Annotated in this window: 26 protein-coding genes; 10 read left to right on the top strand and 16 right to left on the bottom strand. The window is 57.0% G+C overall.

The window, feature by feature from the left end:
* Nucleotides 1-76: 76 nt before the first annotated feature.
* On the bottom strand, nt 77-568 hold the full coding sequence (locus ACJO3M_RS03190) for an MOSC domain-containing protein (protein ID WP_406999649.1): 492 nt from the start codon (nt 566-568) through the stop codon (nt 77-79).
* Between the two features lie 7 nt (nt 569-575).
* Nucleotides 576-1,244, bottom strand: a complete 669-nt coding sequence (tenA, locus tag ACJO3M_RS03185; protein WP_406999712.1) for a thiaminase II — start codon at nt 1,242-1,244, stop codon at nt 576-578.
* Between the two features lie 146 nt (nt 1,245-1,390).
* Between tenA and ACJO3M_RS03180 the strand changes: the two genes are divergently transcribed.
* A complete protein-coding gene (locus ACJO3M_RS03180) occupies nt 1,391-2,125 on the top strand; it encodes a ZIP family metal transporter (protein ID WP_406999648.1) in 735 nt (244 codons plus the stop codon).
* 90 nt (nt 2,126-2,215) lie between these two features.
* Nucleotides 2,216-3,319, top strand: coding sequence for a mandelate racemase/muconate lactonizing enzyme family protein (locus tag ACJO3M_RS03175; RefSeq protein WP_406999646.1), 1,104 nt, complete (start codon nt 2,216-2,218; stop codon nt 3,317-3,319).
* Between the two features lie 25 nt (nt 3,320-3,344).
* Here ACJO3M_RS03175 and ACJO3M_RS03170 read toward each other — a convergent pair whose 3' ends face one another.
* Entirely contained in the window at nt 3,345-3,917 is a 573-nt protein-coding gene (locus ACJO3M_RS03170; RefSeq protein ID WP_406999644.1) for an NUDIX hydrolase, read from the bottom strand.
* Nucleotides 3,910-4,578: a glutathione S-transferase family protein gene (locus ACJO3M_RS03165; RefSeq protein WP_406999642.1), complete on the bottom strand. Its 669-nt coding sequence runs from the start codon at nt 4,576-4,578 to the stop codon at nt 3,910-3,912. The genes ACJO3M_RS03170 and ACJO3M_RS03165 overlap by 8 nt, the downstream gene beginning before the upstream one ends.
* Before the next feature lie 348 nt (nt 4,579-4,926).
* Between ACJO3M_RS03165 and ACJO3M_RS03160 the strand changes: the two genes are divergently transcribed.
* The 4 genes from ACJO3M_RS03160 (at nt 4,927) to ACJO3M_RS03145 (ending at nt 7,194) form a co-directional block, all read left to right on the top strand.
* Entirely contained in the window at nt 4,927-5,148 is a 222-nt protein-coding gene (locus ACJO3M_RS03160) for a DUF4177 domain-containing protein (protein WP_406999640.1), read from the top strand.
* 3 nt (nt 5,149-5,151) lie between these two features.
* Nucleotides 5,152-5,409, top strand: coding sequence for a membrane protein insertion efficiency factor YidD (gene yidD, locus ACJO3M_RS03155; RefSeq protein WP_406999639.1), 258 nt, complete (start codon nt 5,152-5,154; stop codon nt 5,407-5,409).
* The gene (locus tag ACJO3M_RS03150; protein WP_406999637.1) at nt 5,387-5,761 is read left to right on the top strand and encodes a TM2 domain-containing protein; all 375 of its coding nucleotides are present in this window, start codon (nt 5,387-5,389) and stop codon (nt 5,759-5,761) included. The genes yidD and ACJO3M_RS03150 overlap by 23 nt, the downstream gene beginning before the upstream one ends.
* A gap of 110 nt (nt 5,762-5,871) precedes the next feature.
* Entirely contained in the window at nt 5,872-7,194 is a 1,323-nt protein-coding gene (locus tag ACJO3M_RS03145; RefSeq protein ID WP_406999635.1) for an MFS transporter, read from the top strand.
* Here the strand turns inward: ACJO3M_RS03145 and ACJO3M_RS03140 are convergent.
* Together ACJO3M_RS03140 and ACJO3M_RS03135 are read right to left on the bottom strand one after the other, a co-directional pair.
* On the bottom strand, nt 7,140-8,114 hold the full coding sequence (locus ACJO3M_RS03140; RefSeq protein ID WP_406999633.1) for a helix-turn-helix domain-containing protein: 975 nt from the start codon (nt 8,112-8,114) through the stop codon (nt 7,140-7,142). The genes ACJO3M_RS03145 and ACJO3M_RS03140 overlap by 55 nt on opposite strands.
* Nucleotides 8,115-8,152: 38 nt before the next feature.
* Nucleotides 8,153-9,274 carry an aminotransferase-like domain-containing protein gene (locus tag ACJO3M_RS03135; protein WP_406999631.1) on the bottom strand — a complete coding sequence of 374 codons (1,122 nt, stop codon included), beginning with the start codon at nt 9,272-9,274 and terminating at the stop codon, nt 8,153-8,155.
* A gap of 490 nt (nt 9,275-9,764) precedes the next feature.
* Here ACJO3M_RS03135 and ACJO3M_RS03130 point away from each other — a divergent pair, with 490 nt between their 5' ends.
* Nucleotides 9,765-10,403: an SDR family oxidoreductase gene (locus ACJO3M_RS03130; protein WP_406999629.1), complete on the top strand. Its 639-nt coding sequence runs from the start codon at nt 9,765-9,767 to the stop codon at nt 10,401-10,403.
* 154 nt (nt 10,404-10,557) lie between these two features.
* Here ACJO3M_RS03130 and ACJO3M_RS03125 read toward each other — a convergent pair whose 3' ends face one another.
* A complete protein-coding gene (locus tag ACJO3M_RS03125; protein WP_406999627.1) occupies nt 10,558-11,772 on the bottom strand; it encodes a hypothetical protein in 1,215 nt (404 codons plus the stop codon).
* Nucleotides 11,773-11,884: 112 nt separating this feature from the next.
* Nucleotides 11,885-12,694: a hypothetical protein gene (locus ACJO3M_RS03120; protein WP_406999625.1), complete on the bottom strand. Its 810-nt coding sequence runs from the start codon at nt 12,692-12,694 to the stop codon at nt 11,885-11,887.
* A 365-nt stretch (nt 12,695-13,059) separates the two neighbouring features.
* Here ACJO3M_RS03120 and ACJO3M_RS03115 point away from each other — a divergent pair, with 365 nt between their 5' ends.
* From ACJO3M_RS03115 to ACJO3M_RS03105, 3 genes are read left to right on the top strand one after another with little or no spacing between them, the layout of a single operon-like run.
* Entirely contained in the window at nt 13,060-13,578 is a 519-nt protein-coding gene (locus ACJO3M_RS03115) for a class I SAM-dependent methyltransferase (RefSeq protein WP_406999623.1), read from the top strand.
* 27 nt (nt 13,579-13,605) lie between these two features.
* Nucleotides 13,606-14,301, top strand: coding sequence for a VWA domain-containing protein (locus tag ACJO3M_RS03110; RefSeq protein WP_406999621.1), 696 nt, complete (start codon nt 13,606-13,608; stop codon nt 14,299-14,301).
* Nucleotides 14,302-14,357: 56 nt separating this feature from the next.
* Nucleotides 14,358-15,083, top strand: a complete 726-nt coding sequence (locus ACJO3M_RS03105) for a J domain-containing protein (protein WP_406999619.1) — start codon at nt 14,358-14,360, stop codon at nt 15,081-15,083.
* Nucleotides 15,084-15,127: 44 nt separating this feature from the next.
* Here the strand turns inward: ACJO3M_RS03105 and ACJO3M_RS03100 are convergent, their stop codons facing one another.
* From ACJO3M_RS03100 to xdhA, 8 genes are all read right to left on the bottom strand, one after another.
* Nucleotides 15,128-15,949, bottom strand: a complete 822-nt coding sequence (locus ACJO3M_RS03100; RefSeq protein ID WP_406999617.1) for a transporter substrate-binding domain-containing protein — start codon at nt 15,947-15,949, stop codon at nt 15,128-15,130.
* Nucleotides 15,950-16,003: 54 nt separating this feature from the next.
* Nucleotides 16,004-17,926, bottom strand: a complete 1,923-nt coding sequence (locus tag ACJO3M_RS03095; protein WP_406999615.1) for a methyl-accepting chemotaxis protein — start codon at nt 17,924-17,926, stop codon at nt 16,004-16,006.
* A 65-nt stretch (nt 17,927-17,991) separates the two neighbouring features.
* The gene (locus tag ACJO3M_RS03090; protein ID WP_406999613.1) at nt 17,992-18,393 is read right to left on the bottom strand and encodes a heme-binding protein; all 402 of its coding nucleotides are present in this window, start codon (nt 18,391-18,393) and stop codon (nt 17,992-17,994) included.
* Entirely contained in the window at nt 18,390-19,748 is a 1,359-nt protein-coding gene (locus ACJO3M_RS03085) for a uracil-xanthine permease family protein (RefSeq protein WP_406999611.1), read from the bottom strand. Before ACJO3M_RS03085 ends, ACJO3M_RS03090 begins: the two co-directional genes overlap by 4 nt.
* Before the next feature lie 56 nt (nt 19,749-19,804).
* Nucleotides 19,805-21,160: an 8-oxoguanine deaminase gene (locus tag ACJO3M_RS03080; RefSeq protein ID WP_406999609.1), complete on the bottom strand. Its 1,356-nt coding sequence runs from the start codon at nt 21,158-21,160 to the stop codon at nt 19,805-19,807.
* Between the two features lie 174 nt (nt 21,161-21,334).
* Nucleotides 21,335-22,213: a xanthine dehydrogenase accessory protein XdhC gene (gene xdhC / locus ACJO3M_RS03075; RefSeq protein ID WP_406999607.1), complete on the bottom strand. Its 879-nt coding sequence runs from the start codon at nt 22,211-22,213 to the stop codon at nt 21,335-21,337.
* Entirely contained in the window at nt 22,198-24,591 is a 2,394-nt protein-coding gene (gene xdhB / locus ACJO3M_RS03070; protein ID WP_406999605.1) for a xanthine dehydrogenase molybdopterin binding subunit, read from the bottom strand. Before xdhB ends, xdhC begins: the two co-directional genes overlap by 16 nt.
* Nucleotides 24,584-26,143, bottom strand: coding sequence for a xanthine dehydrogenase small subunit (xdhA, locus tag ACJO3M_RS03065; protein WP_406999603.1), 1,560 nt, complete (start codon nt 26,141-26,143; stop codon nt 24,584-24,586). Before xdhA ends, xdhB begins: the two co-directional genes overlap by 8 nt.
* Nucleotides 26,144-26,241: the final 98 nt, after the last annotated feature.

Here is a 26,241-nt window from a genome sequence, read left to right as displayed (position 1 = left end):
TACGTCGCTCGCGTCAGAAAAGTAGTGCAGTACAGCCGCTTCGTCGTTGACTTGCTGGATAGTCAAACTTTCTGCCTTATAGACAGGCCTGTACGCTGTCACCAAGCGCCACCTCACCCCCTTCAACCACCCGCGTAGTAATCCCCCCATGCCCGCGCATGGCGTTGTAGCCGCCCGGCCCGAGTGCGGTCTCCATTTTACTGCAGGGGTGGCACAGGCCCGTGTATTCCAGCACCACACCCCCGATGCGGAAGGTTTTGCCTTTCAGGGCCAGCAGGTTCAGGCCAGAAACCACGATGTTGCGTCGGAACATCTCGGGGCCAATGGCTTCCCGATGCAAGCAGGAGGCAATGGCATGCAGGTGCTCTTTCTGGATGAGGGTGACCTGTCGTTTGCTGGTCTCGCGGCCCTTGAAGCGATCGCCTTCCAGGCCCTTACCCGGGGTGACCGTCACGCTGTCGAGCGCTTTCATCACCTCACCACGGGCAGGGCGGATACCAATCCATTCCACCCGGCCGCATTGGGGGAGGGTGTCGAGTAGGGTTTGAAGTGGGGTTGGTTCAGGCATAGACGGCTCAGTCGCTCAGGTTCAATCCCATGTCCCAGAAGTCGATTTCCAGGCGGGTCGCGTCCCGGAAGATTCGGGTCAGTTGCTCGAACCGGGCGGGGGACACGTCGGCCAGTCGTTCATCCAGCCAGTGAATCTCCGCCTGCATGGCGTCCTGAAACTCGTCGCTTTCATACATGGCGATCCATGCATCATACGGGTTGGCTTCGCCCCGAATGGTTTCCGCGCGGTGGTTCAGCCAATTGGCAATCTCGCCATAGCCCACCATGCAGGGGGACAGGGCCACGTGCAGGTCCAGCAGGTCGCCGCGGTTGCCGGTGTCGAGCACATAGCGGGTGTAGGCGAGGGTGGCGCGGGCTTCCGGCAGGTTGGCCAGTTCGTCCTCTGAAATTCCCCACTCGTTGCAGTATTGGATGTGCAGGTCCAGCTCGGTATCCAGGATGGCCTGCAACCCGTCTTTGGCTTGCCGAAGGTCTGACAGGGTCGGGCTTTTGTAGGCGGCCAGGGCAAAGGCGCGGGCAAACTGGATCAGGAACAGGTAGTCCTGCTTGAGGTAATGCTGGAACGCCTCCGGGGTCAGTGAGGCATCGCCCAGCTGCCGAACAAAGCTGTGCTCAATGTAGTCACGCCATTCGGTTGGGCAGTGCTTTTTGAGGTCTTCAAACTGATAGGGCATGGATTTGCTCTTCTGATGCATTTAACCGCATTATTCCAAAACTCAATCGGTTGCTGGTGTTGCCAGGATCTCAGTTTGCCCGGCGGGGTTTGAGTATGGAAGCGTTGTTCAATTGACGGAAACAAGGAATAAGGTAGGTATTGTGCATGGTTTCGATGCTGGAAACGAACGGCCTGCTGCAGATTGTTCTGCTGACGCTCATGGCGGGGCTGGCGATGCCCCTGGGGGCTGCGATTGCCTCTGTTGAGAGGATTCACCCGCGCTGGCTGGAAACGGAGGTTCGTCACAGTGTAATCGCTTTCGGCGGAGGCGCGCTGCTGGCAGCCGTCGCCTTGGTTCTGGTGCCTGAGGGCACCAGCAATCTGCCTTTGCCCGCCATTGTTGCATGTTTTGCCGCTGGCGGAATCACGTTCATGGGTCTGGATATGTGGTTGTCGGCAAACGATACCCCGGCAAGCCAACTGGTGGCGATGCTCTCGGATTTTGTGCCGGAGGCCATGGCGTTGGGCGCAACGTTTTCGATCTCCAGTGAGGGCGGCGTTCTGCTCGCAGGCATCATTGCCCTCCAGAACCTTCCGGAGGGTTTCAATTCCTATCGCGAGTTGGCGCGAGCGACCCATTACCGCAGCCTGAAAATCGTTGGTGGGTTTGCCCTTATGGCGCTGTTAGGGCCGGCGGCGGGTGCTGTCGGGTACTTTCTGCTGTCGGATGCCCCACAGGTTGTGTCCGGTATTATGCTGTTTGCGGCGGGGGGCATTCTGTACATCATCTTTCAGGATATTGCGCCACAGGCAAAGCTCAAGAAGCATTGGGCGCCAGCATTGGGAGCGCTGGCGGGGTTTCTGCTTGGCGTTGTGGGCAAAGTTGCTGTGTCCGGCTAAAGGTGGTCAATGGCGAATACGCCGCGCCCGGGAGCCAGGTGCCGACTATGATGATAAGAGGCCCAATCTGCCTGGATCGGGAGGCTTATCATGCGCATCACGAGTGTGGAAGTGTATACCGCAGACCTGGAATACGCCGGCAAGGCGTATGCTTTTGCGGGTGGGCGATCGCATAAAAGGTTTACCAGTACCGTGGTCGTGTTGACCACGGATAGGGGCGTTGCTGGCTATGGCGAGGTTTGTCCCTGCGGTCCCAACTACATGGCCGCTTTCGCCGAGGGGCTTCCCTCGTGCTTGTCATTGCTGGCGCCCGTTGTCATCGGAGAAGATCCACGTCAGACCTCTTTCATCCATGAGCGCATGGATCAGGCGCTGACCGGACACGCTGTTGCCAAGGCAGCCATTGATATCGCCTGCTGGGACATACTGGGCAAAGCGGCCGGACTGCCCGTGTACACGTTACTGGGCGGGCTCCAGATGCCCTCCATGCCTTTGCACAGGATTGTTCCCCTGGATGAGCCGGACGAGATGGCAGCGTCTTTGCAACTCTATCGCTCTGAAGGGTTTCGGCACATTCAGATCAAACTGGGGCATCGGGTTGAGGAGGACATCGACCTCATCCGGGTTCTGAGCAAGCTCAAGCAGTCCGATGAGCTCTGGGTTGGAGACATTAATGGAGCCTGGCGGCGGGATGAGGCCGTACGCTTTTCACAGGCGATCGGCGGGGTGGACCTTTATCTGGAGCAGCCCTGCCGGGGCTATGAGGAATGCCTGTCGGTCCGGCGTCGGATAAGGCATTCAGTCAAGCTGGATGAGAGCCTCAACTCCCTGGCAGATGTACAACGGGCGCTCCGAGACGACGCCATGGATGCGATGGCCCTGAAGGTCAGCAAGTTCGGTGGCCTGACACCCTCCCGAATCATAAGGGATGTGTGCGTGGATGCCGGAATACCCATGACAATCGAAGATGCGTGGGGCAGCGGCATCGCCACGGCAGCCTATGCCCATCTGGCGGCGAGTACACCGGCCAGGGCTTTGCTGAATACAACGGATCTTCACAATTACAACACCGATCAGCTTGCCACCGGTGCCCCCGAAGTGTCCGGTGGTCGAATGACGCTGAGTGATCGCCCCGGGCTGGGCGTGGTTCCGGATTTCAGCATGCTGACTCTGCGCGACGTCTACGAGGCATAATGAAAATAAGGCGCGGGCATCGTAATTAATGGCTGACCATGTCTAGCGCCAGCAACTCCTGCAACATGCTATAACTCAGCCCCCAGATGCAGTAGTCCTGATATCGGCAGCAGGGGAGTTTTACGGTGCCGAGAGGCGTGCGCCAGGGAAGTCTGCTCTGGTTTTCTTTGGCAGCGAGGTAGTCGAGGGCAATCCACACCACCTGCTCGACTTCATGGTTCAGCGTGACGGGCTGCGTTCCCTGCCATTCGTAAACGTAGGGCGTGACGACCATCGGTCGCCAGCGGTTGTGATGGCGGGTAATCAGGTCAGACAGCCGGGCCTGAAAGCGGCCATGGCGTATCAGGTCGACACCGGTTTCTTCTAGGGTTTCCCGTTCGGCGGTCGCCCGGGGTGTGGCATCATCCGGTTGCATGCGCCCCCCGGGAAAGGCCATGTCCCCGGACCAGGGATCGCCTTCCCGTCGGGCCCGCTGGATAAACAGCAACTCCACGCCACCATCTTCAGTCAGCCGATAGATTAAAGCCACCGAGGCCCGGGTAAGGCGACGCCGAAACGGTAACTTTCGGGGGCGCAGGGTAAGCGAAAACTCAGGCAAAATCGTATTTCCCGCCCTTTTCGAGCGCCTTCTGGTAAGCCGGTCTGGCGTGTACTCGTTTCACCCAGGCGTTGATATGGGGGCGGTTCTTGCCGACGATACCCCGTGCCACGGAGGCTTCCAACGGAAAGCTCATCTGAATATCCGCCGCGCTGAGGTTATCCCCGAGAAACCAGGTGTTTTTCGCCAGGTGTGATTCGATAAAATCCAGGTGCGTTTTGATCATCGGCCCGATGAACGTTTCATTGGTCTTGTCGACAATGCCTTTTGCCACGGGCTTGACAAAAAACGGCATCGGGCTGGTTTTTACCTTTTGAAATACCAGGCGCATAACCAGCGGCGGCATCAAAGAGCCCTCGGCGTAATGCAACCAGTAGGTGTAATCCAGCCATGCCTGGCCGCCGGCCTCCGGCAGCATGCTGTCTTTGCCATAGGTGTGGGCAAGGTATTCGATAATGGCGCCGGACTCCGCCACCACCAGATCGCCGTCGGTGATCACCGGTGATTTTCCCAGAGGGTGTATTTTCTTGAGGCTTGCCGGCGCCAGCATGGTTTGGGGATCTCGCTCGTAACGCTGGATCTCGTAGGGCACGCCCAGCTCTTCCAGCATCCAGAGAACGCGTTGTGAGCGGGAATTGTTGAGGTGGTGAACTGTAATCATGCAGAAACTCCGTTCGCATCAAAAGAATGAGCAGATTAGCAGAGTACTTTGCTAATGGCTTTTTGGTTCACCGCCATCGTGCTTTGAGTCGCTTTTTTGGGAAAAGTCGTGACTTTGCTCCACATCTCGCCGGTGCGCATTGTGGTGCGTTACGACTCGGATGGGGTGTCCCACAATGATGGTCAGCGAGGTGGTTGTGCAGTGATTTCTATTGTCAAACCAATGATTAAAATGCAATTTTTTGTAAATCGGGTGAGACTTTTAGTGCTTGTATGGCCTGGGTTTCGGTACCCTATACAGCTTGGAAGTGAGTGATCGTGCTCGCGTTGTTAAAAACATGGAGGATACATGACAGAGAAGCGATTTACGGAATACAAGATGGTTCATATTGCGGAAGGCGGGTGTGGCACGCTACTTCTCGGATCTTCCGGGCTGCCCCTTAAGAAAATCGAAGCGGAGTTAAACCGTTACGCTTCTGAAGGCTGGCAGGTTGTTTTCCAGGTACTTGAAATGAAACGCTTCTGGTTATTCTGGCAGCGTGAAGCCGTCATCGTTACTTTGGGGCGGTAATTTGTGCTGAAGGCGCTCGCACTCAAAGGGATTCGTTTTTACCGAAAGACCGGGGGCGGAACCCGATGGTTCGGAATCGACTGCAATTTTGAACCGAGTTGTTCAGCCTATTCCGAAGAGGCCATTGTACGCTTTGGCCTCTTCCCTGGACTGAAACTGACGTGGAGCCGTCTTCGCAGGTGCAACAGGCCTGATGCCATATGCAAATGTCTGGAGCCCGTTCCACGGGATATTGAGTATGTTGAGACAAGCAGACGTTGATTCCGAAGAGGAATCTCTTCGCCGGGCCATCCGCGAACTGTCGGACGAACAAAAGAGTGAGTTCTATCAGCGTGCCAGGACAGCGATCAAAGATCCGGACACTTACGCTGTATTAAACTGGTTTTTTGTCGTTGGGTTGCACCACTTCTATTTACGTCGCTGGGGAAGAGGGATGATTAATCTCTGTTCCCTGCTGATCGCCGTGGGGCTCTTCATGTCCGGTTGGGTTTTGATTGGGGTATGCCTGCTCTCCATCGTCTATGCCTGGGAACTGTGGGAGCTTTTCAGATCTCAGATCATTGTTCAGGACTGGAATAATCGTCTGTACCGGGATTTGTTACGCCGATATTGAGGAGCGGGGACAGATCTTTTCCACAACAATCAAAAGAGTTTGATGCTGGCAATAACAACTCCTATTCTGGAATGACGGGTTTTCAGCGCGCTACCGTTGGAGAACGTATTGTGAAGTCCGTCTCGAGTACAGGGTTTGCTCTTTTCGGCGCATTGCTGATTGCGATCAGTTACGGGCTTGCGCGTTTTGCTTTTGGTCTGTTTGTACCGCCCATCCGCGCAGAGCTTGGCCTGACACCCTATCTGGTCGGTATCATCGGTGCACTGCCGCTCATCAGTTTCCTGCTGGCTACGTCGGTTGCACCGGTGGCTGCTGTGCGCCTTGGTGCCCGCAACACGGCGGTGCTGTCCGGTGTATTCGGAGCGGTGGGTCTGGCATTGATCAGCCAGTCCTCTGGTGCCCTGTCGCTCGGGGTGGGGGTGTTTGCTTGCGGCATCTGTACCGGCCTGATGATGCCGGCGCTTACGTCTGCCATGCAGGTGCTGGTCGATCGTTCCGTACACGGCCGCGTCAGCTCTGTAATGAATGCCGGTACGAGTATCGGTGTCATGGTCGCCGTACCTGCCGTTCTGTTTATGGCCGGTATCTGGCGCTACGCGTACATGTCTTTTGCCGTTCTTGCGGTTATCGGGGTGTTCGCCGCCTGGTATGTTATTCCCTCGGTGTCCCGGGTCACTCCGTCGAACGCGGCGCCGCCGCCTCCCATCAGCGCGCTGCAGTGGTGGCGTCTGTTCAGGCTCTCGCTGTTTGCCTTTGTGATGGGTTTCGTTTCCTCTGCTTACTGGATCTTTGCGCCCGATCTTGTGGTCACTCTCGGCGAGCTGCCTCCCGCGGCAACCGGGTGGCTTTGGCTGGCGGTGGGTGCCGCCGGGCTCGGGGGGGCTGTGGTGGCGGACCTGGCCGATCGAAACAACCCGCCCATCACTCAGGCACTGATGCTGATGATGCTGGCCGCGAGCCTGGCATTGTTGGCGGCCAGTCCCGGGCAATTGGTGCTTGCGGCGTTTTCCGGACTGGTCTTTGGCCTGGCCTACATGAGTCTGACGGGGCTCTATTTGATGACAGGTATCCGGCTGTTGCCGGGCCGGCTTTCTATGGGGCCGGTACTGCCATTCATGGCGGTCTCGCTCGGTCAGGCAGCCGGTTCACCCGTCGTCGGCATGTTGGTGGACAGCTTTGGCTACAGTAATGCGTTTTCCATGTTCTCCGCGATCGGCATCGTGGTGGCACTCCTGTCGCCACTGTACCCGCGCAACATTGAACAAGGGTCCGACGAAGAGTCAGGGAAAGACTCCGGCCTCCAGGCCGCGTACGATCATCAGCTTCAGGATGAGGCGGGCGAGCCGTTTACTTATGCCACGGAAGAAAACGCTTTTGTTCAGTCGGTTCCGGAGCTTTCCGGGGGCGACGACAAGGATAAGCCAGGGCCATAATTACTTTGGCCTTTGATGAAAATTGATTGTTTATTAAGTTCTCTACGATAACAGGATGGGGTCTGCCCCGTGGACTTTTTGAACTGCCTCGAAAAGTTGGAGGCGTCGGAAAAGCCGGACGAAAGTGCAATGTCCAAAATGGAGTGCTCTTCCCGTTGGAGTAACTGGCGTGCATATTCCAGGCGCTTTTCCAGGATATAAGCATGGGGTGAGGTACCTGTAGCGACTTTGAATATGCGGCAGAAGTAAAAAGGACTTAGTGCTACCTGCCGAGCCAAGTCGTCAACCGATATTCGGTAGGGAAGGTTAGCCTCAATATATTCGTTGAGCCAGCGGAGTTGCCCGGCTGTCAGGGGCGACCTGGGCGTTTCATCGGTGCGCGTGCTCTTTGTATTTTCGCAGATAATCTGAGCCGCTAGCGCTTTGCCATAGAACTCGGCAAACATCGGGCCATGCGGGTTACCGTTCCGTATTTCATCGTCGATTGCCAAAGCGGTTTCCAGAAGCAGTTTGTTCTGTTTGAAAAACAGAGGATGCCCCTGGAAACGGCTAACGCCCATTTCCTCTGCTACGCCTGAAACAAGCCAATCTGGGATGGTCATCAACAGCAGTTTGCCCAATGGCGATGTATAACTGACCTGGTGAGGGCAGTTGTGGGGCAGATACACTGCAGAGCCCCTGTTTTGCGATTCTCTTCGGACGGTACCATCTACGCGTCGATCTGCCTTAGCGACCGAATTGAGCTTCACCATCAAGTAATGACCGCTCAAGGAATGCTCAATCGTTTCAAAGTGATCTTTTTCTACCCGTTCGAAAAAAATGCTTTGCCACCCATACTCACGGCTTCCTCTGCCATCATTGTTGGCAAGAAGTTGTTGTCGGTCATCTTCGCACTGGAAATTGAACTGCTTTAGACCCATAAAAACTCCGTTTAAAATGGTCGGTGTTTTCGCTACTCCTAAGCTTGTCGTTGCTCCGTTTTTTGGATCGCAATCGCAAGCCGCTTAACAGCTTCGCCTGCCAGGGAGGGCGTGATCGTTGAGAACGAAAGGCGAACCGAACTTAAGTCTGGTGTTCCGCTATAAAAATACTTCCCCGGAACGAACATCACATGATGGCTCAGTGCTTGCTGAAGAACGAGTGATGCATCCAGTTCGTTCGCAAATCGTCCCCAAAGGAACATCCCGCCCTTCGGCACGTTAAGCTCGAAGGTGTCTGGCAAATGCTCTGAAACAGCGTTGATCAGTGCGTCGCGCCGGGATTTGTAGGCCTTTTTGAGAAGTGGAAGCCGGCTATCAAGACGTCCGCTTTTCAGATAGTAACCCGTAATATATTGCGATAGCGTACTACTGTGAAGATCCATAGATTGCTTGGCACGACATAGAAGGTGGAAATAGTTCTCCGGGGGGATACACCAACCCAGGCGTAATCCAGGGGCGAGTATCTTTGAAAATGACGAGATATAAATAACCCGGTTCTTTGAGTTAAATGACTGTTCGGCTATTTCGAAGAGTGACGCAACGTGTGTTCCATCGTATCGGAGTTCACCGTACGGGTCGTCTTCAACGATCAGGATGTCATGACGGATAGCAAACTCAACAAGATCCGTTCTTTCAGGAAGTGATAGGGTTCTGCCGGTTGGATTACTGAAGTTCGGAACCAGATACATCAGTTTAATGCGCTGCTTGGCAACCAATGATTCCAATCGTTTGAAATCAATACCGTGCTGATCACCTTCGAACGCTACTGTGTTGGCTCCTGCCATATCGAAAATCTGTAATGCAGCCAGATAGGTTGGCTCTTCAACCAACACACTATCACCCTCATCAAGAAAGGTTCTGGCTACAATGTCGAGCGCTTGCTGCGAGCCGGTCGTCACAAGGATATGGTCTGGTTCTACGCTGATTCCCTGCGCTACCATGCGAGAGGCAATTTCTTCCTTTAAGAATGGTTCTCCTTCGGTCAGTCCATACTGGTAGATGACGTTTTTTGCGCTTTCCAGGGCACGGGCAGTGGCCAACTCAAGCCCATCAGTATCTATAAGGTCTGGTGCGGGTATCCCTCCTGCCAGTGAAATCATACCAGGGATTTTGGAATGCCTGAGCAGGTCCCTTATTGCGGAACTGCTTGTTGTCTGCATTCGATGAGAAAGAGTACTCTCGGAAGAGGCTGTTGACTGACTGCTCATTTCAGACCTATTAGATTATCTATCAGTATATTTGGGCGTGCAGGTAGCCCTGCTAGGCACTGCACAGGGGGGCTTAGGAATCCCCCTCTATGGACCATCAGGTCAGTTGGTAGCTATTAGGCGATTGTTGATGCTTGGGTTCGTGGTAACGGTGTTCCGACGTAAAAAATTGTAGAGCTGGATCAGAATGCTTGTCTTGGCTCGGATTGCGGGATTTGTTTTATCTTGCTTTTGTCCTGGCCCATAGGCACTTTTATAGCGGATAGCGTTGTTTTGGTTTGAGAAAATAACGCAGTTCAGGTCACCGGTACCTTGAATTGTGCGCGTAGCGCACTCAGCTATAAAAGATATTCACGCCAAACAGCTAACCAGGAGAGCCGCCATGCATGTGTTCATTGCAGGAGCCAACGGGCAGATCGGGCAACACTTGTTGCGGGAAATGGCAGACAGCGATCACGAGGCGCGGGCCCTGATTCGGCACCCGGGGCAGGGGCCGGAGTTGCAGCAGCTGGGCGCTACGGAAACCGTGCTGGGCGATCTGGAACAGGACTGCAGCGAGGCCATGAGAGGCTGCGACGCGGTCATTTTTACCGCTGGCTCAGGCCCTCATACCGGGCCGGATAAAACCATCGATGTGGATCAGGACGGTGCTATCCGGCTGGTGGATACCGCCAGGGCCATGGGTATAAAGCGCTTTATCATGGTGAGCAGTATGCGGGCTGAAGAGCCGGAAAAGGGGCCGGAAAAACTCCGCCATTATCTTCGTGCCAAACGCAACGCCGATGAGCACCTGAAGAACAGCGGCCTGAATTACACCATTGTTCGTCCGGGTCAGCTGACCGATGATGACGGTACGGGCGAGGTTGCGGTGAGTGCGAGGCTTGAGGATTTCGGTAAGATTCCACGGCAGGATGTTGCCCGCGTACTGCTGGCGGTGCTGGATTCGGATACAACCACTAACCGCGTCTTTGATGTGGTGTCCGGCGATACGCCGGTGCCTGAGGCACTGGCAAATCTATAGCGTTTACCAGGTACCGCTTTATTGGCCCGCCTGACCATGGCGGGCGCAATTATCTGCCCAGATTGACTTCTCCAGTTCCCCGTTGTTATGCCAGCTACGGGGTGAGGTAGTCGCTCACGCATGATTCCTTGGGGGCGTGTTCAACCTTCAAGCTCTATCGACTGGCCGACCCATCCGGTTTTCCTGGCCAGAACGTGCGTAAGAGTAATATTGAGAACGCCACGATAAAGATGACGAAGAAAAGCGCTCCTGTGAGAAACCGCTTGTTCTGACTCAAAATTTCGTGATGGTCTTTAATATTATCGTAGGAAAGGACAGTGATTCGCCGTTCTTTTTCTGTTTCCTGGCTGCTGGATAGCTTTCGGTTGGCCAGCTCGTAAAATGCGCTCTTCTTCTGATCATGATCTGCGGGGCGGTGATAGCGCTGACCTTTACAGACCCAATGCACCACTCCCTCGTCTTCAACGGGTACAAGGCGGGTGTTGCATTCCGAACTCATTGGCTTTGTTTGTTCTTTTGCCCAATCAGGTGCCTTCTGTATCCGATAAACTCCGGGTTTAAACGTGTCGAGATAAAGAGTTGTGCCGGATGCCGGCATGCTGACAGCCAGAGTTGCTAGCTTGTACCCGTGTCCGAAGGTCCAGCGCTCTCCGGTCGTCGAAACAAGGTATGGGGTGTAATCGCAGGTGTTCCTGACGTGTTTTGGCCAGACCAGCGGGCAATCTGATTCTCTTGAGATGTGGCTGAAGATGATTTCTCGTTTGTGCATCTCTTCGGGTTGAGGCAGGTCGCTGGCGGAAAAGTACAGGAAGCCGAAGAGGATGGCTCCCGCTGCAAGGGTAAACTTTACAAATGCTCTGGTCTCGTCAATTGACATTGACGAGACTTTGCGCCGCAGCAAAAGAACAATGAGCCCATCAAGAATGAGAAAGCCGACGGCACTGAATAAGCTGTTTGATCGCCATTCTTCGAATTCCGACAGCGGAAGTTGCGCTACCGGTACTGTTTGGTCTTTCGCATCGATGATTTCGAAGGCGTACAAGTGGGGACCATCGGTGCTCACTTTCACTTCGGAGCCTTCTGGTATTCTGTAAATCCTGTCCAGGCCTTTTTCGAGCAGTGGCCGCATGTACACTTTGTAGCGTTGGCCATTCTCACTTTCGAGGTAGGCTTGGTATCGACAGATGCGATGGTTGCCCGCCCGCCTGCATTCCCGCTGAGTTGCAACGTTATCCGCGGTAATGGTGCGGGAAAAAAATTGATCCGGGATATCTTGGGTGTTCCAAATCAGCGCTATTCGATGGATAGCGTCAAATGTAGCTGCCAATGCAAGGGCACAGCACAGTACGGAAAGCCAGTGTTTTACCATGAACGTCCTTTTCAAACGGGCCTGATTTAGTTCCATCAAATCAAGGTCGGATGCTAACGGATTCTGCGGCCGTACCACAAGGCAGGCTATCGGCCTTTGGTGGATAACCGATCTACCAGCCGAGCCTTACACTCCCAAAAAGGGAATCGCCCAGACGTAGATCCAGGGTACCTGCGTCCTGATCCCTGTATCGGACACGGGTGTCCACGCTCGCGCCAATGCCCAGAACGAGCGCTGGCCATAACCTGCCACCTGAGCCGATCCTGTACGTCAGCTCCGTTCGCCACTCGCGCAGATAGAGCGCGCTTTTGACCTCCCGAGCCGGATCAAGCGTGGCCCAGCGATCTCCCTCGCGTTCCAGTCGGAGTTCCCAGCGTTCATCGGGGCTTTGCCATCGCAGCATGACCGGCAGGTCCATCAGCCAGTGGCCGTTATCCCCCGCGTGCTCCCAACGCACCCTGGGAAGCCAGCGGAAAGAACCGAAGCGATGATCGCCGCCGACCCCAAGGCTCAGGGGCGAGTCCTCACTTACTGCCCGGAACATCGCCACACGGCCATTCACCACATCACTATGAAATGCTTGATGCTTGAACATATTGGATGTACCGGCAAGGCCAGCCCCCGCTTCCACGCGGTAAAGCGGATGCTGCCAGTGACCCCCGAAGGTCAGCCGGTGCAAGTGGCCGTTGTGCGCGGGTTCACCGGTGCGTATGCGCAGAGGCTGATAGTCGTAATCAACGCCGAACGCGCCTGCAGCACCCTGGCGACGCCAGCCCAGTCCACGCTGGGAACGGCTCACCTCGGTGGCCGACGGCACATCGTCCGGCCAGTCGTAGGGCTGCCACTGGCGGTACAGCAGGTAGACATCACTTGAGGCCTGAACGGTGCGCGTCAGGGCCAGGGCGGCTACCAGAAAAAACACCAGAGGGAATAACCACGAAGTCGCACGACCTATGGTTTGAAAACAATGCCCCGTGAACGTAATACTGTCCCCAGTCATCAGAGGTATTCAGACTTGCTTACCCACAATATCGTTGGCAACGCCATGCACACGACTAGCGTCCGTCCCGGGTGTCGGGGATCACTTCCAGTATAGCTTCGCATTTTTTCGGGCTTCCGCTTTTGACTGCGTTGTGTACAGGTCGCACTGCTATAATCGATTAACGATCCCGGCGGCAAGGTTGAGATAGCGCTATGGTAGGAGAACGCAGCGGCCCGAAGAGCGATTCAAACCGGAGAACAAGTCCGGCGGCTTTCTTCCGTGGATTCTTGCGGGAACCGCGTCAGGTGGGATCGGTGATCCCCAGTTCGAGATTCCTGGAGCAGCGAATCGTCGAGGCGTCGAACCTGTCTGCCGCCAGGCGGGTCGTGGAACTGGGGCCCGGTACCGGCGGTACCACGCGAACGTTTCTGCGGCACCTTGCTCAGGATGCGCAGCTGCTATCAATCGAATTGAGTCCTTACTTTCATGAGCTGCTTGGTGAGATCGCAGACCCGCGCTTTACCAACCACCTGGGCAGGGCTGAGGATATGGCAGAGATTCTGGCGTTGCACGATATGGGGAAGCCGGATGTGGTGATCTCTGGCATTCCCTTCTCGAAAATGCCGGAATCCGTTGCTACCCGGGTGGCGCAGGCGGTGAAGGACAATTTAGCCGAGGACGGGCGGTTCATTGCCTATCAGTTCCGCCGGGATGTGGCCTGGATTACTGATCCGATCATGGGGGCGCCTGCCAGCTGTACGTTGGAACTGCTGAACATCCCTCCGATGTGGGTTTATAGTTGGTTTAAGGCTGCGAATGGTTGAGCCAGCTCAGGTGGTTTTAAGAAGCTTATGTCTGATAAAGAGTTACGCACCAAATCCGATAAACAGTCTATTGACCAGTTTATCCACCAGGTCCGCACGCTGCCAAAGCAGGGGGGCGGGCAGGGCCGGTTGATTTTCGCCCTGGACGCGACCGCAAGCCGGGAGGCAACCTGGGATCAAGCATGCCACTTGCAGAGTGAACTGTTCATGGCGACCCGGGATTTGGGCGGCCTGGCCATTCAGCTTTGCTACTACCGTGGCTTTGGCGAATTCAAGGCTACAGGATTTGTTACCGAGACCGGTCAGTTGCTGAACCTGATGAACGGCGTTTCCTGCCTGGGTGGCCACACCCAGATCAGCCGGGTGTTGGCCCACGCCGTGAAAGAAACCCGCGCAGAGGCCGTCAAAGCCGTGGTGTTTATCGGGGATTGTTGCGAGGAGCCGGTGGACGAACTCTGCCATACCGCTGGCGAATTGGGCATGCTGCGAACGCCGGTGTTCATGTTCCATGAGGGCGCCGATGCCCATGCCCGGGCGGTGTTCCAGCAGGTGAGTAAGCTGTCCGGAGGCGCCTACGCCCCCTTTGATCGTAACAGCCCGCAGGTTCTCAAGGATCTTATGGCCGCTGTTGCGGTCTATGCTTCCGGGGGAGCCAAGGCTTTGCAGGACTTTTCCAGCCACAGCTCCCCGGAAGTGAAGCGCCTGACCCGGCAGATCCGATAGCGCTTGTTTCAATTATCTTCAATCCATCAATGGGCCGGTGAGCCCGGAGTATCTGAGTGCCACTAGTAACACTGCTGGTTATCGTATTGTCGGTTGTCGCGTGGGTCTGGCTGCGCAACCAGCCGCCCAGCCAACGCAAACCGGCCATTATCAAGCTGGCGTTGATTGCCGGTATCGGGATGGTGGTTGTGCTGGCCCTGACCGGCCGATTGCACTTTCTGTTTGTGTTGTTGGCCTTTCTTTTCCCGCTGCTGCGCCGGGTGCTGCCATCGCTATTGATGGGACGCATGGCGGGGGCAGGAAGGGGCGACGCAAAAGCCAAGCCCGGCAACCAATCCCATGTTTCCAGCGATATCCTTGATATGAGCCTGGACCATGACTCCGGAACCATGAGCGGCAAGATCCTGAAAGGCCCCATGGAGGGGCGAGAGCTGGCGGACCTGGGCGAGAGCGAGTTTATCGAGCTGTTACGATATTGCCGGGAACATGACGAGGACTCTGCCCGACTGCTGGAAACCTACCTCGACCGCCGATTTGGGGATTCCTGGCGTGCTGACGACGAGGCCAGCGCTGGCGGCGGGGAATCCGGTGATAGTGGAAACGCCGGCGGTCCTCTGACCGAGAGCGAAGCCCTGGGTATCCTCGGGCTGGAGGCCGGTGCCAGCCGGGAAGAGATCATCCAGGCCCACCGCCGGATGATGCAGAAAATGCATCCGGACCATGGCGGAAGTAACTATCTGGCAGCTCGTATCAATGAAGCCAAAGAGTGCTTGCTGAGTTGATTTCCTGGTATTGAATCCGCTTTTTTCTTCCTGTTGCCCCCAGATTACTCTGAAGAAGTACTGGCGTCTTTCGCTTTTTGCCGCTTGAGAAAGTCCACTTTCCATTTCTCCATGCCGAAGTATTCGGATCCAATGTTGGCTTCTACCTGATACTTGTCCTTAAGAGCGGCTATTTCCTCTTGGCGCTCCGTGAGAAAGCTGTCGAAACGCTGTAGCAACTCGGCATGCCTTATCGTTGAAAGCCGATAGGCACTCCGGGTATGCGGGAGAGTTGGATCGAATACGAGGACGCCCGGTCTGGCCCGAATATTATTGATATAATGCAGGGCGACCACCACGTTGTAGTAAACCCCATCGCTATTCTTCAGCAGTGCCTGGCGAATCATCTCGGGTAGGCTGTCGCTGGGCACCACGAGTATCTGTGAGGCTTCAATCTTTTCCTGGTACCCCCTGGCCGTCCAGCCATCGACGAGGCCAAGCCGTTTCAGATGATCTGGATCCCGGCCAACGCGCCGCGGGGTCACCAGAACGCCGTCCACATACTCTACAATGGGTTGGCTATAGCTCATCCGATCAGCGGTTTGAGCCGAATGGGCCCAGTCGGGATGGTCCGGATATTTGAAATCCACCTTACCTTCGGCCAGGGCCGGCACTAATTGATCGACAGGTAATGGTTTGTAGGTGAATGTCACTCCGGCGTATTGGGCGAACAAGTCCAGTAGCTCACGGGCGAAGCCGCGATATTGGCCTTGCTCATCAACCCCGTAATGGGGAATGAAGCTTCCTTTCTCCACTCCAACCACGTACGTCTGCGCAGCCACATGGGCCGATAAGGCAAACAGCAAGCAGGCGAGTATGTGTTTCATGATGGCTCCTTATAATTGTTGGGTGAGCTGCATTCCGACCGACTCATTCCTTCATTAGCGCTGGCGGTCGAGCCGGAAAGCTTTCATTTGTGTTTCAAGCTTTTGTGCCATTGCACGTAACTCGTCAATCTCACGGCTGGCTGCAACCATGTCTTCGCTTGAACCGGCGCTGAGATGAGAGATGTTTTGAACGTTGGAGCTAATGTCCTCAGTGACGGAGCTTTGCTCCTCGGTTGCCGCAGCCACCTGATGACTCATCTCGACAATCCGGTCTACGTTCTCGCCTATGCTGTCCAGAGCTTCGCCCATGCTTGCAGAGGTGCTGACGGTCTCTTCGGTCGCTTTCTCGCTGGCGGCCATTGCCTTGACCGCTTGCTCGGAGCCCTCCTGCAAACGTTCGATGATGGTTCGAATTTCCTGGGTCGATGATTGCGTCTTCTGTGCCAGGCTGCGAACCTCGTCAGCGACTACGGAGAACCCACGACCATGCTCGCCGGCCCGGGCTGCTTCGATAGCGGCATTTAAAGCCAGCAAATTGGTCTGTTCGGATATGGCATTGATCACTTCAATCACCTGCCCGATATCCTGCGCTTCCACAGCCAGCTGTTGGATCGCCGAGGCTGACTCGCGAATATTATCCGCCATTCCCCCGACCTGAGCGATAGAACGAGACATACCTTCACGAATATCATTTGCGCTCTTGCCGACCTGCTCCAGCTGGTTTGCAGTATCCGTAGCGCTTCTGGCAATTTCCTGAACCGTGGCTTCCATTTCGCATACCGCCGTGGCAACGGAGTCCGTCAGGCTGCTTTGCTCCTTGGCTCGGCCGGTGTTGGCGGACATGACGGTGGAGGTTTGCTCGACAAATGACTTGAGCCGGACCGCTGTCTCTAAAAGACCCCGAACCATCTCTCGTTGAGCCCCTACAAAGCGGTTAAACCCATCCGCCAGTTGGCCCAGCTCGTCTTTGCTTTCGACCGTCAGTTCCTGGGTGAGATCACCGCCACCTTTGGCAATTTCGGTCAGTGCTCGCGTAATTTTTGTGAGTGGTTGCGTCATGCGGGTGGCGACCAGGGCTATGATGCCCAGGAAAACGAGGGCAACGAGGACGCCAACGAGTAACGAGATCTGGTTGGCACGGTTTGCCTCGCCATAGATCTCGGCAGACGGAACCTCTACTACGATGCGCCAGTCCGTTATCGACAGAGGCAAGCTGGCGGCGATGTAGCGACTGCCCTCACGATCAAACTCGGTCAGTTGGAATGTCGAGCCTTCCAGCAACTCTTCGGCGGACGTTGGAGAAATAACCTTCGATAGGGGTTGGTCTGTTTGCTGCAGGTCTGGATGTATGTTGACCTGGCCCTTTGCAGACACCAGGTACACGATACCGGTTTCGGCAAAGCGGAACGCCCTGATCCGTTCAGCCATCTGATCAAGCCCGATCCCGATCCCGGTTACCCCTACCGCTTCGCCGCGATCCTCCATGCGCGCATTGATAAACAGGGTGGGCCTGCCCGTCGCTTTGTCCACGTCCAGCGAAAGCTCCATCCTCTCGCCGCTTTTCAGAAAATCGTAGAACCAGGAGTCCTCCTGGCGGGTCACTACTCTGTCGATGCCTTTGTGGGTGTAGTACTTACCCGTTTCCACTGACACGAAATGGGCAGAAGCGGCTTCCTGGCTGTGCCGTACGCCTTCCAGGTAACGGGTTGCAGGCGCGAGACCTTGCTCTGGCTCGCGGTCGCTGATCCACTCTTTGAGGTAGCTGTTCTCAGCAACCAAGCGCGAGGCCGTGATAGGGGCCTGGAGGTCTCGCTCAACGGAGCTTGCTATGGCCTCCAGGCTGGCCGGAAGTGCTGAATTGAGAAGGTACCGATCCAGAAGCTCCCGCATCTGGAAGATATTGAGGGCAACCAACACTAAAGTGCTGGCAAACAGTGCTGCCCCCATTCCTGTTATTAGCTTTAGACGAATGCTCATTGATACTCCAGGGCGGTTGCGTCGATACCCAGCATGAAAGCCGGTTTTTCAGGGCGCTTCGAGGATCAGGTGATCGCGCCAATGCCGGCCTTGGCTATCTGCACATCCTGGTCGGGCTTAACGCCGGAGACGCCCACGCTCCCGGCTACCTGACCGTCCAGGATCACCGGCACGCCGCCGGCGAGAAGCCCCTGAAGCGGTGCGGAAAGAAACGCATTTCGCCCGTTGTTGATCATGTCTTCAAAGACCTGGGTTTCTTTCCGGCCGATGGCGGCGCTACGGGCTTTTTCCGTAGCGACAGCCGCGGTGAATGGTGCCGTTGCATTCAGCCGGCGCAGGCCCAGCAAATAGCCGCCGTCGTCAGCCACCGCTATGGTCACCGGCCAGCTGTTGGCTTCGGCTTCTTTTTGAGCCGCATCAAGAATCAGATTGACGTCTGTCAGGTCCAGTACCGGTTTTGTCTTCATTGTGTTCTCCTTGATTCAGGGCATTTCGGAAGGATCAGGTTCAGCGCGATGGCGGTAATGGCCCCGGGGATCAAACCGGATTCGATCATGGCTTGCAGGTTCTCAGACAGGTTGGCGTAGAGTCCCTCTTGCGCCGGCAAACCCACCGCGATTGTGAGAGAGGTGCCGATGATCAGCATGTTGCGCTTGTCGAACGGGACGCCGCTGAGCATTTTGATGCCTGCACTGGCGATCATGCCGAACATGATGAGCACCGCGCCGCCGAGTACGGCGTTCGGAATACTGGAAACGAGGCCGCCGAGTTTGGGCAGGAGACCGGCCAACATCAGGAATCCGCCGCCGATCGCGACGACATAGCGGCTAACGACGCCTGTCAGCGCGACCATGCCGACGTTTTGGCTGAAGCTGACCTGGGGAAAAGCATTAAAAATGGCGGCAAACACGCTGGCGATACCGTCGGCCATTACGCCGCCGGAGAGCTCCTTTTTGGTGGGCTCACGATTCAGTCCGCCCGCAGTGGTGCCCACTATGTCGCCAATGGATTCGGCAACGGTCACCAGTGACAGCAGCACCACGGGGATGATGGCCGCCATATGGAACTCGAGCCCAATGCTGAGCGGGGAGGGGAGCGTCACCCAGTCTGCATTGCCCACTTTGGAGAAATCCACATAGCCAAAAGCCGTGGCGACGGCGAAGCCAGCCAGCAAGCCGGCCAATGGGGCAATTTCACTCCAGATACCTCGGCCGAACTGATGAAGACCGACTGTTACGATAAGAACAAGAAATGCCAGCCCCAGATGGTGGGGAGCGCCGAAATCCGATGCGCCGAAACCGCCGCCAGCGTAGGCAAGGCCAACGGGCATCAACAAAATGCCCAGCATAACGACAAAGGTTCCGGTCACCACTGGCGGGAACAGAAATCGAAACCAGGGAAGAAACAGTCCCACCAGTGCCATCGCGACGCCTCCGCAAAGCGCCGCCCCCAGGGCGGCAGGCAGCCCCATGCCGACCGCGATGGGAATGAGGACTGGTACGAATCCGAAGCTGGTCCCCATGACGATTGGAAGGCGAGCACCGATTCGCCCGACGCCCAGCGATTGCAATAGAGTGGCGACGCCTGCAACAAACATCGCCGCCTGAACCATAAAAGCGGTCTGATCGGGAGGCAGGTCCGCTGCCCTGGCGATTATGATGGGCACTGTCACGTTGCCAACAAACATCGCCAGAACGTGCTGGATGCCCAAGGGTATCGCGCGACTCAATGGTGGCATGGAATTGACGTCGCGGGCGCTGGCGGTGGTGCTGTAATTCTCGCTCGGCCGGGTGTCCAGCCCTTCGGATGTGCTTATGGTCATGGGTCTCTCCTGATGTTGTTTTTGTAGGAATTCCTGACGGTCGGCTACCAATGGTTCTACATAGCCCTCCTAAGCTGGCGGGCAGCCTCGTCATGGCGTGCCATCAGCGCATCAAGATCGATATCGCAGGGTTGACCGCCGGTAACTCTCCAGCGCCCGGCGACCATGACCCGGTCAGCGCGGTGAGCGCCACACAGCAGCAATGCAGCCAATGGATTCTCTGCGCCTGAGAAGCGCAGCTCATCAAGTTTGAACAGTGCCAGGTCAGCCTGTTGGCCAGGCTCCAGTCCGCCGATGTCCGTTCGTCCCAGGCATCGGGCCGAGCCTTCTGTTGCCCAGCGGATTACGGCCTCGTGGGTCACGTCACTCGGGGAATAACGCAAGCGCCCCAGAAGCAGTGCCTGACGCATTTCCGAAGCAAGGTTTGAGTGGTCGTTCGAGGCTGAACCATCGACCGCCAACCCAACCGGTGCGCCTGCGGCTTCAAGTTCCAGGGTGCGGCACAGCCCCGAGCCCAGAACCATGTTTGACGAGGGGCAGTGGGCTATACCAGTGCCTGCATGACCGAGGCGCTGGATCTCCCCGTCGTTGAAATGAATGCCATGAGCCAGCCACGTGCGATTGGTTAGCCAGCCGCAGTCCTCGAGGTAATCCAGGGGGCGCATGCCGAACAGCTTCTGGCAGTAAGCGGTCTCGTCTTCAGTCTCGGCAAGGTGCGTGTGTAGGCGAACGTCGTTTCCCTCTGCGAGCTGTGCACTCTCACGCATCAAATCCCGGCTTACTGAAAACGGTGAGCAAGGAGCAAGGGCAATGGTGGTCATGGCTCCGTCAACACGCTGGTGGTAACGGTCGATAAGGCGCTGGCTGTCATCGACAATGGTTTGCTCATCCTGCACCACTGTCTGCGGCGGCAGGCCGCCATCGTCGCGTCCTACGCTCATCGACCCGCGAGTCAGGGCCGCGCGTACGCCGAGACGTTGCGCGGTTTCGACCTGGCAGTCGATAGCGTTTACCAGCGCTCCGGAAAAGACATAGTGATGGTCGGCTACGGTGGTGCATCCCGACATCAGCAACTCGACCATGGCTAATTCGCTGGCCAGGGCCATCTGGCTATCATCGAGATTGGCCCAGACATCATAAAGTGTGGTCAGCCAGGGAAATAACTCTTTATTGAGCGCCGGGGAATAGGCACGGGTCAGTGTCTGGTAGAAGTGATGGTGGGTATTTACCAAGCCGGGTAACAGGACATGCTCTGATGCGTCAAAGGTCTCATCTACGGGCTGGCGAGGTTGTTGCCCCCCGGCCACCTTTTCCACAATTCTTGCCCCTGCGACGACAATGCCCCCGGCAGCGCTTGGGTCAGTGCAGGCAAGCGGATTGCGAATCCATAATCTGTGGCCTATCTCGGTCATGCTGTCAGCTCTATTTTTGTATACATTGTTTCATGACAATGTCATACAGTTATGTATTAATTGTCAAGAAAAATTGTAATCAAAATAGGAGTGGCAACAGCGGAGCGTTTGCCGGGCCAGCGCTCTGCCGAGCGCCGGCCCGGGACCGGCACCAGTTTCAGGTTAGCCTCTGAGTCACGGTTGGTGCGTCGTTACCTCAGCCTCGCCGGGGTTCGCTTCCTTCGTCAGGGCTTTGAGCGCACCCCAGGAAAGCCCCCGTCGTGATGGCTTCGCCGCGGAATCGGAGGCGACCAGACTCAGGAGTTCGGCGGAAATGGACACCGCAACTTCCATTGGCCGCTTACCCGGGATGTCACTACGCCCGACGGGGCACCGAATACGGTCGATATCTGTTTGAGCATACCCGCGGTGACCAAGGCGCTGGCGGAAGCGCTCTGCCTTGGTCTGCGAACCGATCAGGCCAATGGTAAGCACCTCATCCTGTTCTAGTAGCGCCCGGCAGAGGTCATAGTCCAGCGCGTGGTTGTGGGTAAGAATCAGCACATGGGCGTTGCTGCACAGGTCCGGGACATCCCCAACCGGATCGTCGGTACAATGGACGGTGGTGTTGGCGGGGACCTCAGTCGGAAAACTGTCAGCTCGGGAGTCGACCCAGGTGATCTGCCAGGGCAGCTCACCCACGATGCTCATCAGGGCTTGGCCGACATGACCCGCACCAAAGACCACAAGGCGGGCATCGCCTCCCGTCTGGGCTTCCAGCAGCACGGCCACACTGCCACCACAGCACTGCCCGAGACTGGCGCCCAGGGGGAAATGCGCCAGCTCGTAGCTGTATTCGTGGTTTGCCAGGCGCTCGCGGGCACGGGCGATCACCCGGTATTCCAGGTGACCGCCGCCGATGGTGTCGTAACTGTGTTCCCGGGTGACGACCATTTTACTGGCCGGCTCCCGCGGAACAGAACCTGTTACCCCTAGCACCGTAACCAATACATAGGGTTGGCCACGACGCTCGCAGTCAGCAACGGCTTGGATCCAGGTCAGGCGTTCTTGCATGTCGCTTCCCCTTGCGCTGCTTTTCCTTGGGCTGGCGTGGGTTGTGTTGCGACCCAACGCTCAGTTGCAGTGATAGCCTGGAGAACCCGCTCTGGCGTCGCAGGCGTATCCAGGGGCGGGCTGTAGCGGTAGTCCCCCAGGCTCGAGACGGCGTCGCGCAGCGCAGACCATACCGCCATGCCCAGCATGAGGGGCGGTTCGCCCACCGCCTTTGAGCGGAAGACAGTGGCTTCCCGATTTGGACTGTGGGGCAGCAGTGCTACCCGGAAATCCGGTGGGGCGTCAGAGACGGCCGGGATTTTGTAGGTCGCCGGGCCGTTGGACAAGAGCCGACCTTCGTCGCTATAAACCAGCTCCTCGGTGGTCAGCCAGCCCATGCCCTGAACGAAGCCCCCTTCAATCTGGCCGATGTCCACGGCCGGATTGAGCGACTGGCCCACATCGTGGAGGATATCCACCCGCATGACCTTGTACTCTCCGGTGAGGGTATCAACGACCACCTCCGCGCAGGCTGCGCCATTGGCGAAATAAAGAAAGGGCCGACCCTGACCGGTGGCACGATCATAATGAATCTTGGGTGTGCTGTAGAATCCGTTGGAGGACAGCGATACCCGTGCCATGTAAGCCTGCTGCACGAATTCCGCCCAGCCAAATTGCTGCTCGCCGACATGAACCTGGTTGTTTTCGAACCATACCGAATCAGCGCTGACACCGTAGGTTTCGGCGGCATAGTCGACCAGACGCTGCTTTATCTTCTCGCAGGCATCCAGAGCGGCCATACCGTTCAGGTCGGTGCCTGAGGATGCGGCCGTCGGTGATGTGTTGGGTACTTTGTCAGTACGTGTCGCGGACACTTTCACCCGGTCCAGGTCTACCTGGAATGCCGCGGCCACGACTTGAGCCACCTTGATGTACAGCCCCTGGCCCATTTCGGTGCCGCCGTGATTGAGATGAATGCTACCGTCGGTATAGACGTGCACCAATGCGCCGGCCTGGTTGAGGTGCTTTGCCGTGAAGGAAATGCCAAATTTCACAGGCGTCAGCGCCAAACCACGTTTTAGTACCGAATTCTCCTTGTTGAACCTGGAAATTTCAGTACGACGCTGACGGTAGTCCGAGCTGGTCTCGAGTGTGTCAATCAGCTCTGGTAAAACGTGCTGCTCGATGGTCTGGCCGTAGTGGGTCACGTCACGGCCAGGGCCGTACAGGTTGCGCTTGCGGACGTCCAGCGGATCCACGCCGAGATGGCGGGCGATGTCGTCCATCGCCCGCTCAATGATCATCATGCCCTGAGGACCACCGAAGCCGCGGAAGGCCGTATTGGAAACGGTATGGGTTTTACAGCGGTGACCAACGACTCGTGCCTGACCCAGGCTATAGGCGTTGTCTGCGTGAAACATTGCGCGGTCGACGATGGCATCGGACAGGTCGGGTGAGAAGCCACAGCGGCCGGCCACCACGATGTCCGCACCCTGCAGCACGCCCTCGTCATCGAAGCCGATGTCATAGGTATTGAAGAAATCGTGTCGCTTGCCCGTTTGTACCATGTCGTCGAAGCGCGCCATCCGGTATTTGACTGGCCGCCCCGTGCGCCGGGCAAGCAGTGCTGCGATGCAGGCTAAAGGCGCAGCCTGGGTTTCCTTACCGCCGAAACCACCACCCATTCGCCTAACTTCTACCTGGATTTCATGAATCGGGAGATCAAGGACCTCCGCCACCAGCTTTTGCACCTCGGAAGGGTGCTGGCTGGAGGTATGAACAAACACGCCCGCGTCTTCGGTCGGCTCTACCAGACACGCCTGTCCTTCAAGATAGAAATGCTCCTGTCCGCCGACGTGCATCTGAGCCTGCAAGCGATTCGGCGCTTCGGTAAGCGCTTTGTCCGGGTCACCACACTGCTGGGTGTGTCCGGGACGGACGAACAGCTGCTCTTCAAGCGCGGCCTCAGCCGTCAACACTGCGGGAAGGGGCTCATAACTGACTTTCGCAAGCCGAGCCGCCTGCCGGGCCGCACGGTGACTCGTTGCCGCAACGGCAAACAACGGTTGACCCACGTGTTCAACCAAATCGCCAGCCAGGACAGGATCGCCGGGAAAGACCGGTCCGATATCGGTATGGCCTGGCACGTCCTTGACGGTCATGACTGAGACTACGCCGGGGTAGGCCCGAACCTCGCTGAGGTCCATTGCCGTGATACGGGCATGGGCATGCGTGCTCTGGCCAACGGCTGCATGCAGAAGCCCCGCGGGCTCCGGGAGGTCGTCTATATAGCGTGCCTGGCCTCGAACGTGTTTCCAGGCGCTGTCGTGAAAAGCCTGGGTGCCGGTCAGCCCTTCCGCCGTTGTGGTGGGCTTCGAAGTATGGGGGAGTTTACGCATAATCAGTCACCATGAGCGGCTGGTGTGTATGGGTGGTGTCTTGGGTGCTTTCCAGAAACGCGCGGCGCAGTAGATTGCCTGCCACCTGCAGGCGGTAGGCAGCGGACCCCCGCACGTCGGTCATGGGCTCGAATTCGAGTTCCAACGCCGCAATCGCGGCAGCGACCGTGGCATCGTTCCAGGGCTGCCCGCGAAGCGCCGCTTCCGCGCCATTCGCCCGCTTTGGCGTCGCCGCCATTCCGCCGAAGGCCAGCCGACAGTCTTTGATCAGCTCCCCGTCACGCTTGAGCCAAAATGCGCCAAGTACGGCGGAAATGTCGTCGTCGATGCGCTTGGAGACTTTGTAGATGAATAACTTCTCGTCGGGCGCCGGGTTCGGAATCCAGACGCCGCGAATGAATTCGTGAGGTTGGAGATCGGTCTGCTTATAACCGTGAAAGAAGTCCTCCAGGAGAAGCCGCCGGGTGCCATCGACGCTGTCCAGATCCAGCTCCGCTCCCAGTGCAATCAGTGCGGGAGGCATATCGCCGATAGGTGAAGCGTTCCCGATATTGCCTCCGACAGTCCCGCGGTTGCGGATCTGGCGTGATCCCAGGCGCTCCAGCATCGGTCCGAAATGGGGCCAGCGCCCTTCGAGCTTGTGGAACATGGCGCGGTAGGTGGCTCCGGCTCCCAGGTAAATCCCGTCCTCGTCCTCATGGATTTCCTGGAGTTCTTCTATGCCACCCAGACCGATCAGGTGCTTGAGGTCTTTCAGTTGTTGGGTGATTTCGAGAGCCAGATCGGTGCCGCCCGCAATCATCCTTGCCTCGGGAAATTGCTGACGCAACCCGCGCAGGGCGTCCAGGGATGCTGGTGCGTCGTATCGATAGCCCTGTTCGTCAGCGAGTTCGCCGGCACTTCCCTGCAGGCTTAGCAGATCGGCGATTATTTCGGGATTCTGCAGCCAGGCTGGACCGCCAGGACCGGGTCCGGGAGCGCCCGAGTCCGCGTTAACGGGACCACTGAGCGCACTGCCGCGGTTCAGGACGGCGTTACCCGTGCCGGGTTCCCATGTTTGAACACAGGCCCGGCGCCCGGCCTCGATGATTGGTCGGTACCCCGTGCAGCGGCAAAGATTCCCGGACAGCGCCTCCAATAAGGCTTCGTCGCCGGGCGCGGAGCCGCTTGCCGCACTTTCCGTATGCAGGGCAAACAGCGACATGATGATGCCTGGCGTGCAGAAGCCGCACTGGGCGCCGTGACACTCCACCATCTCCTTCTGTACCGGATGGGCCGGCTCCTGCGTTAGCGCGTCGACGGTGACCAGATGCTTGCCATGCAGGCTCCCGACGAGCGCAATACAACTGTTCACGCTGTCGTAGCGGAGCTGTCCGGACTGCATAGGGTCGGGCGAGCCGATCGCAACGGTGCAAGCCCCGCAGTCACCAGAGGCGCAGCCTTCTTTTGTGCCTGTCAGGCGCATTTTGGTGCGCAGCCAGTCGAGGATGCTTAGATTCGGGTCGACTTGGTTAAGTTTTTGTAGTTGGCCGTTCAAGTAGAATTTGATCACAAATTTTCCCGCTCTTCTGCACTTGCACCGGTCTCGCTCTGCTTTTCTCCTGCTGAGACCAAGCCTACGAGAGATCGACACAAGCCCTTGATTTGTTT

Source organism: Marinobacter alkalisoli, from assembly GCF_045449795.1.
Classification (GTDB): Bacteria; Pseudomonadota; Gammaproteobacteria; order Pseudomonadales; family Oleiphilaceae; genus Marinobacter.
Note: the sequence above shows the minus strand (reverse complement) of the source record. Positions and strands in the feature narration are given on the sequence as shown.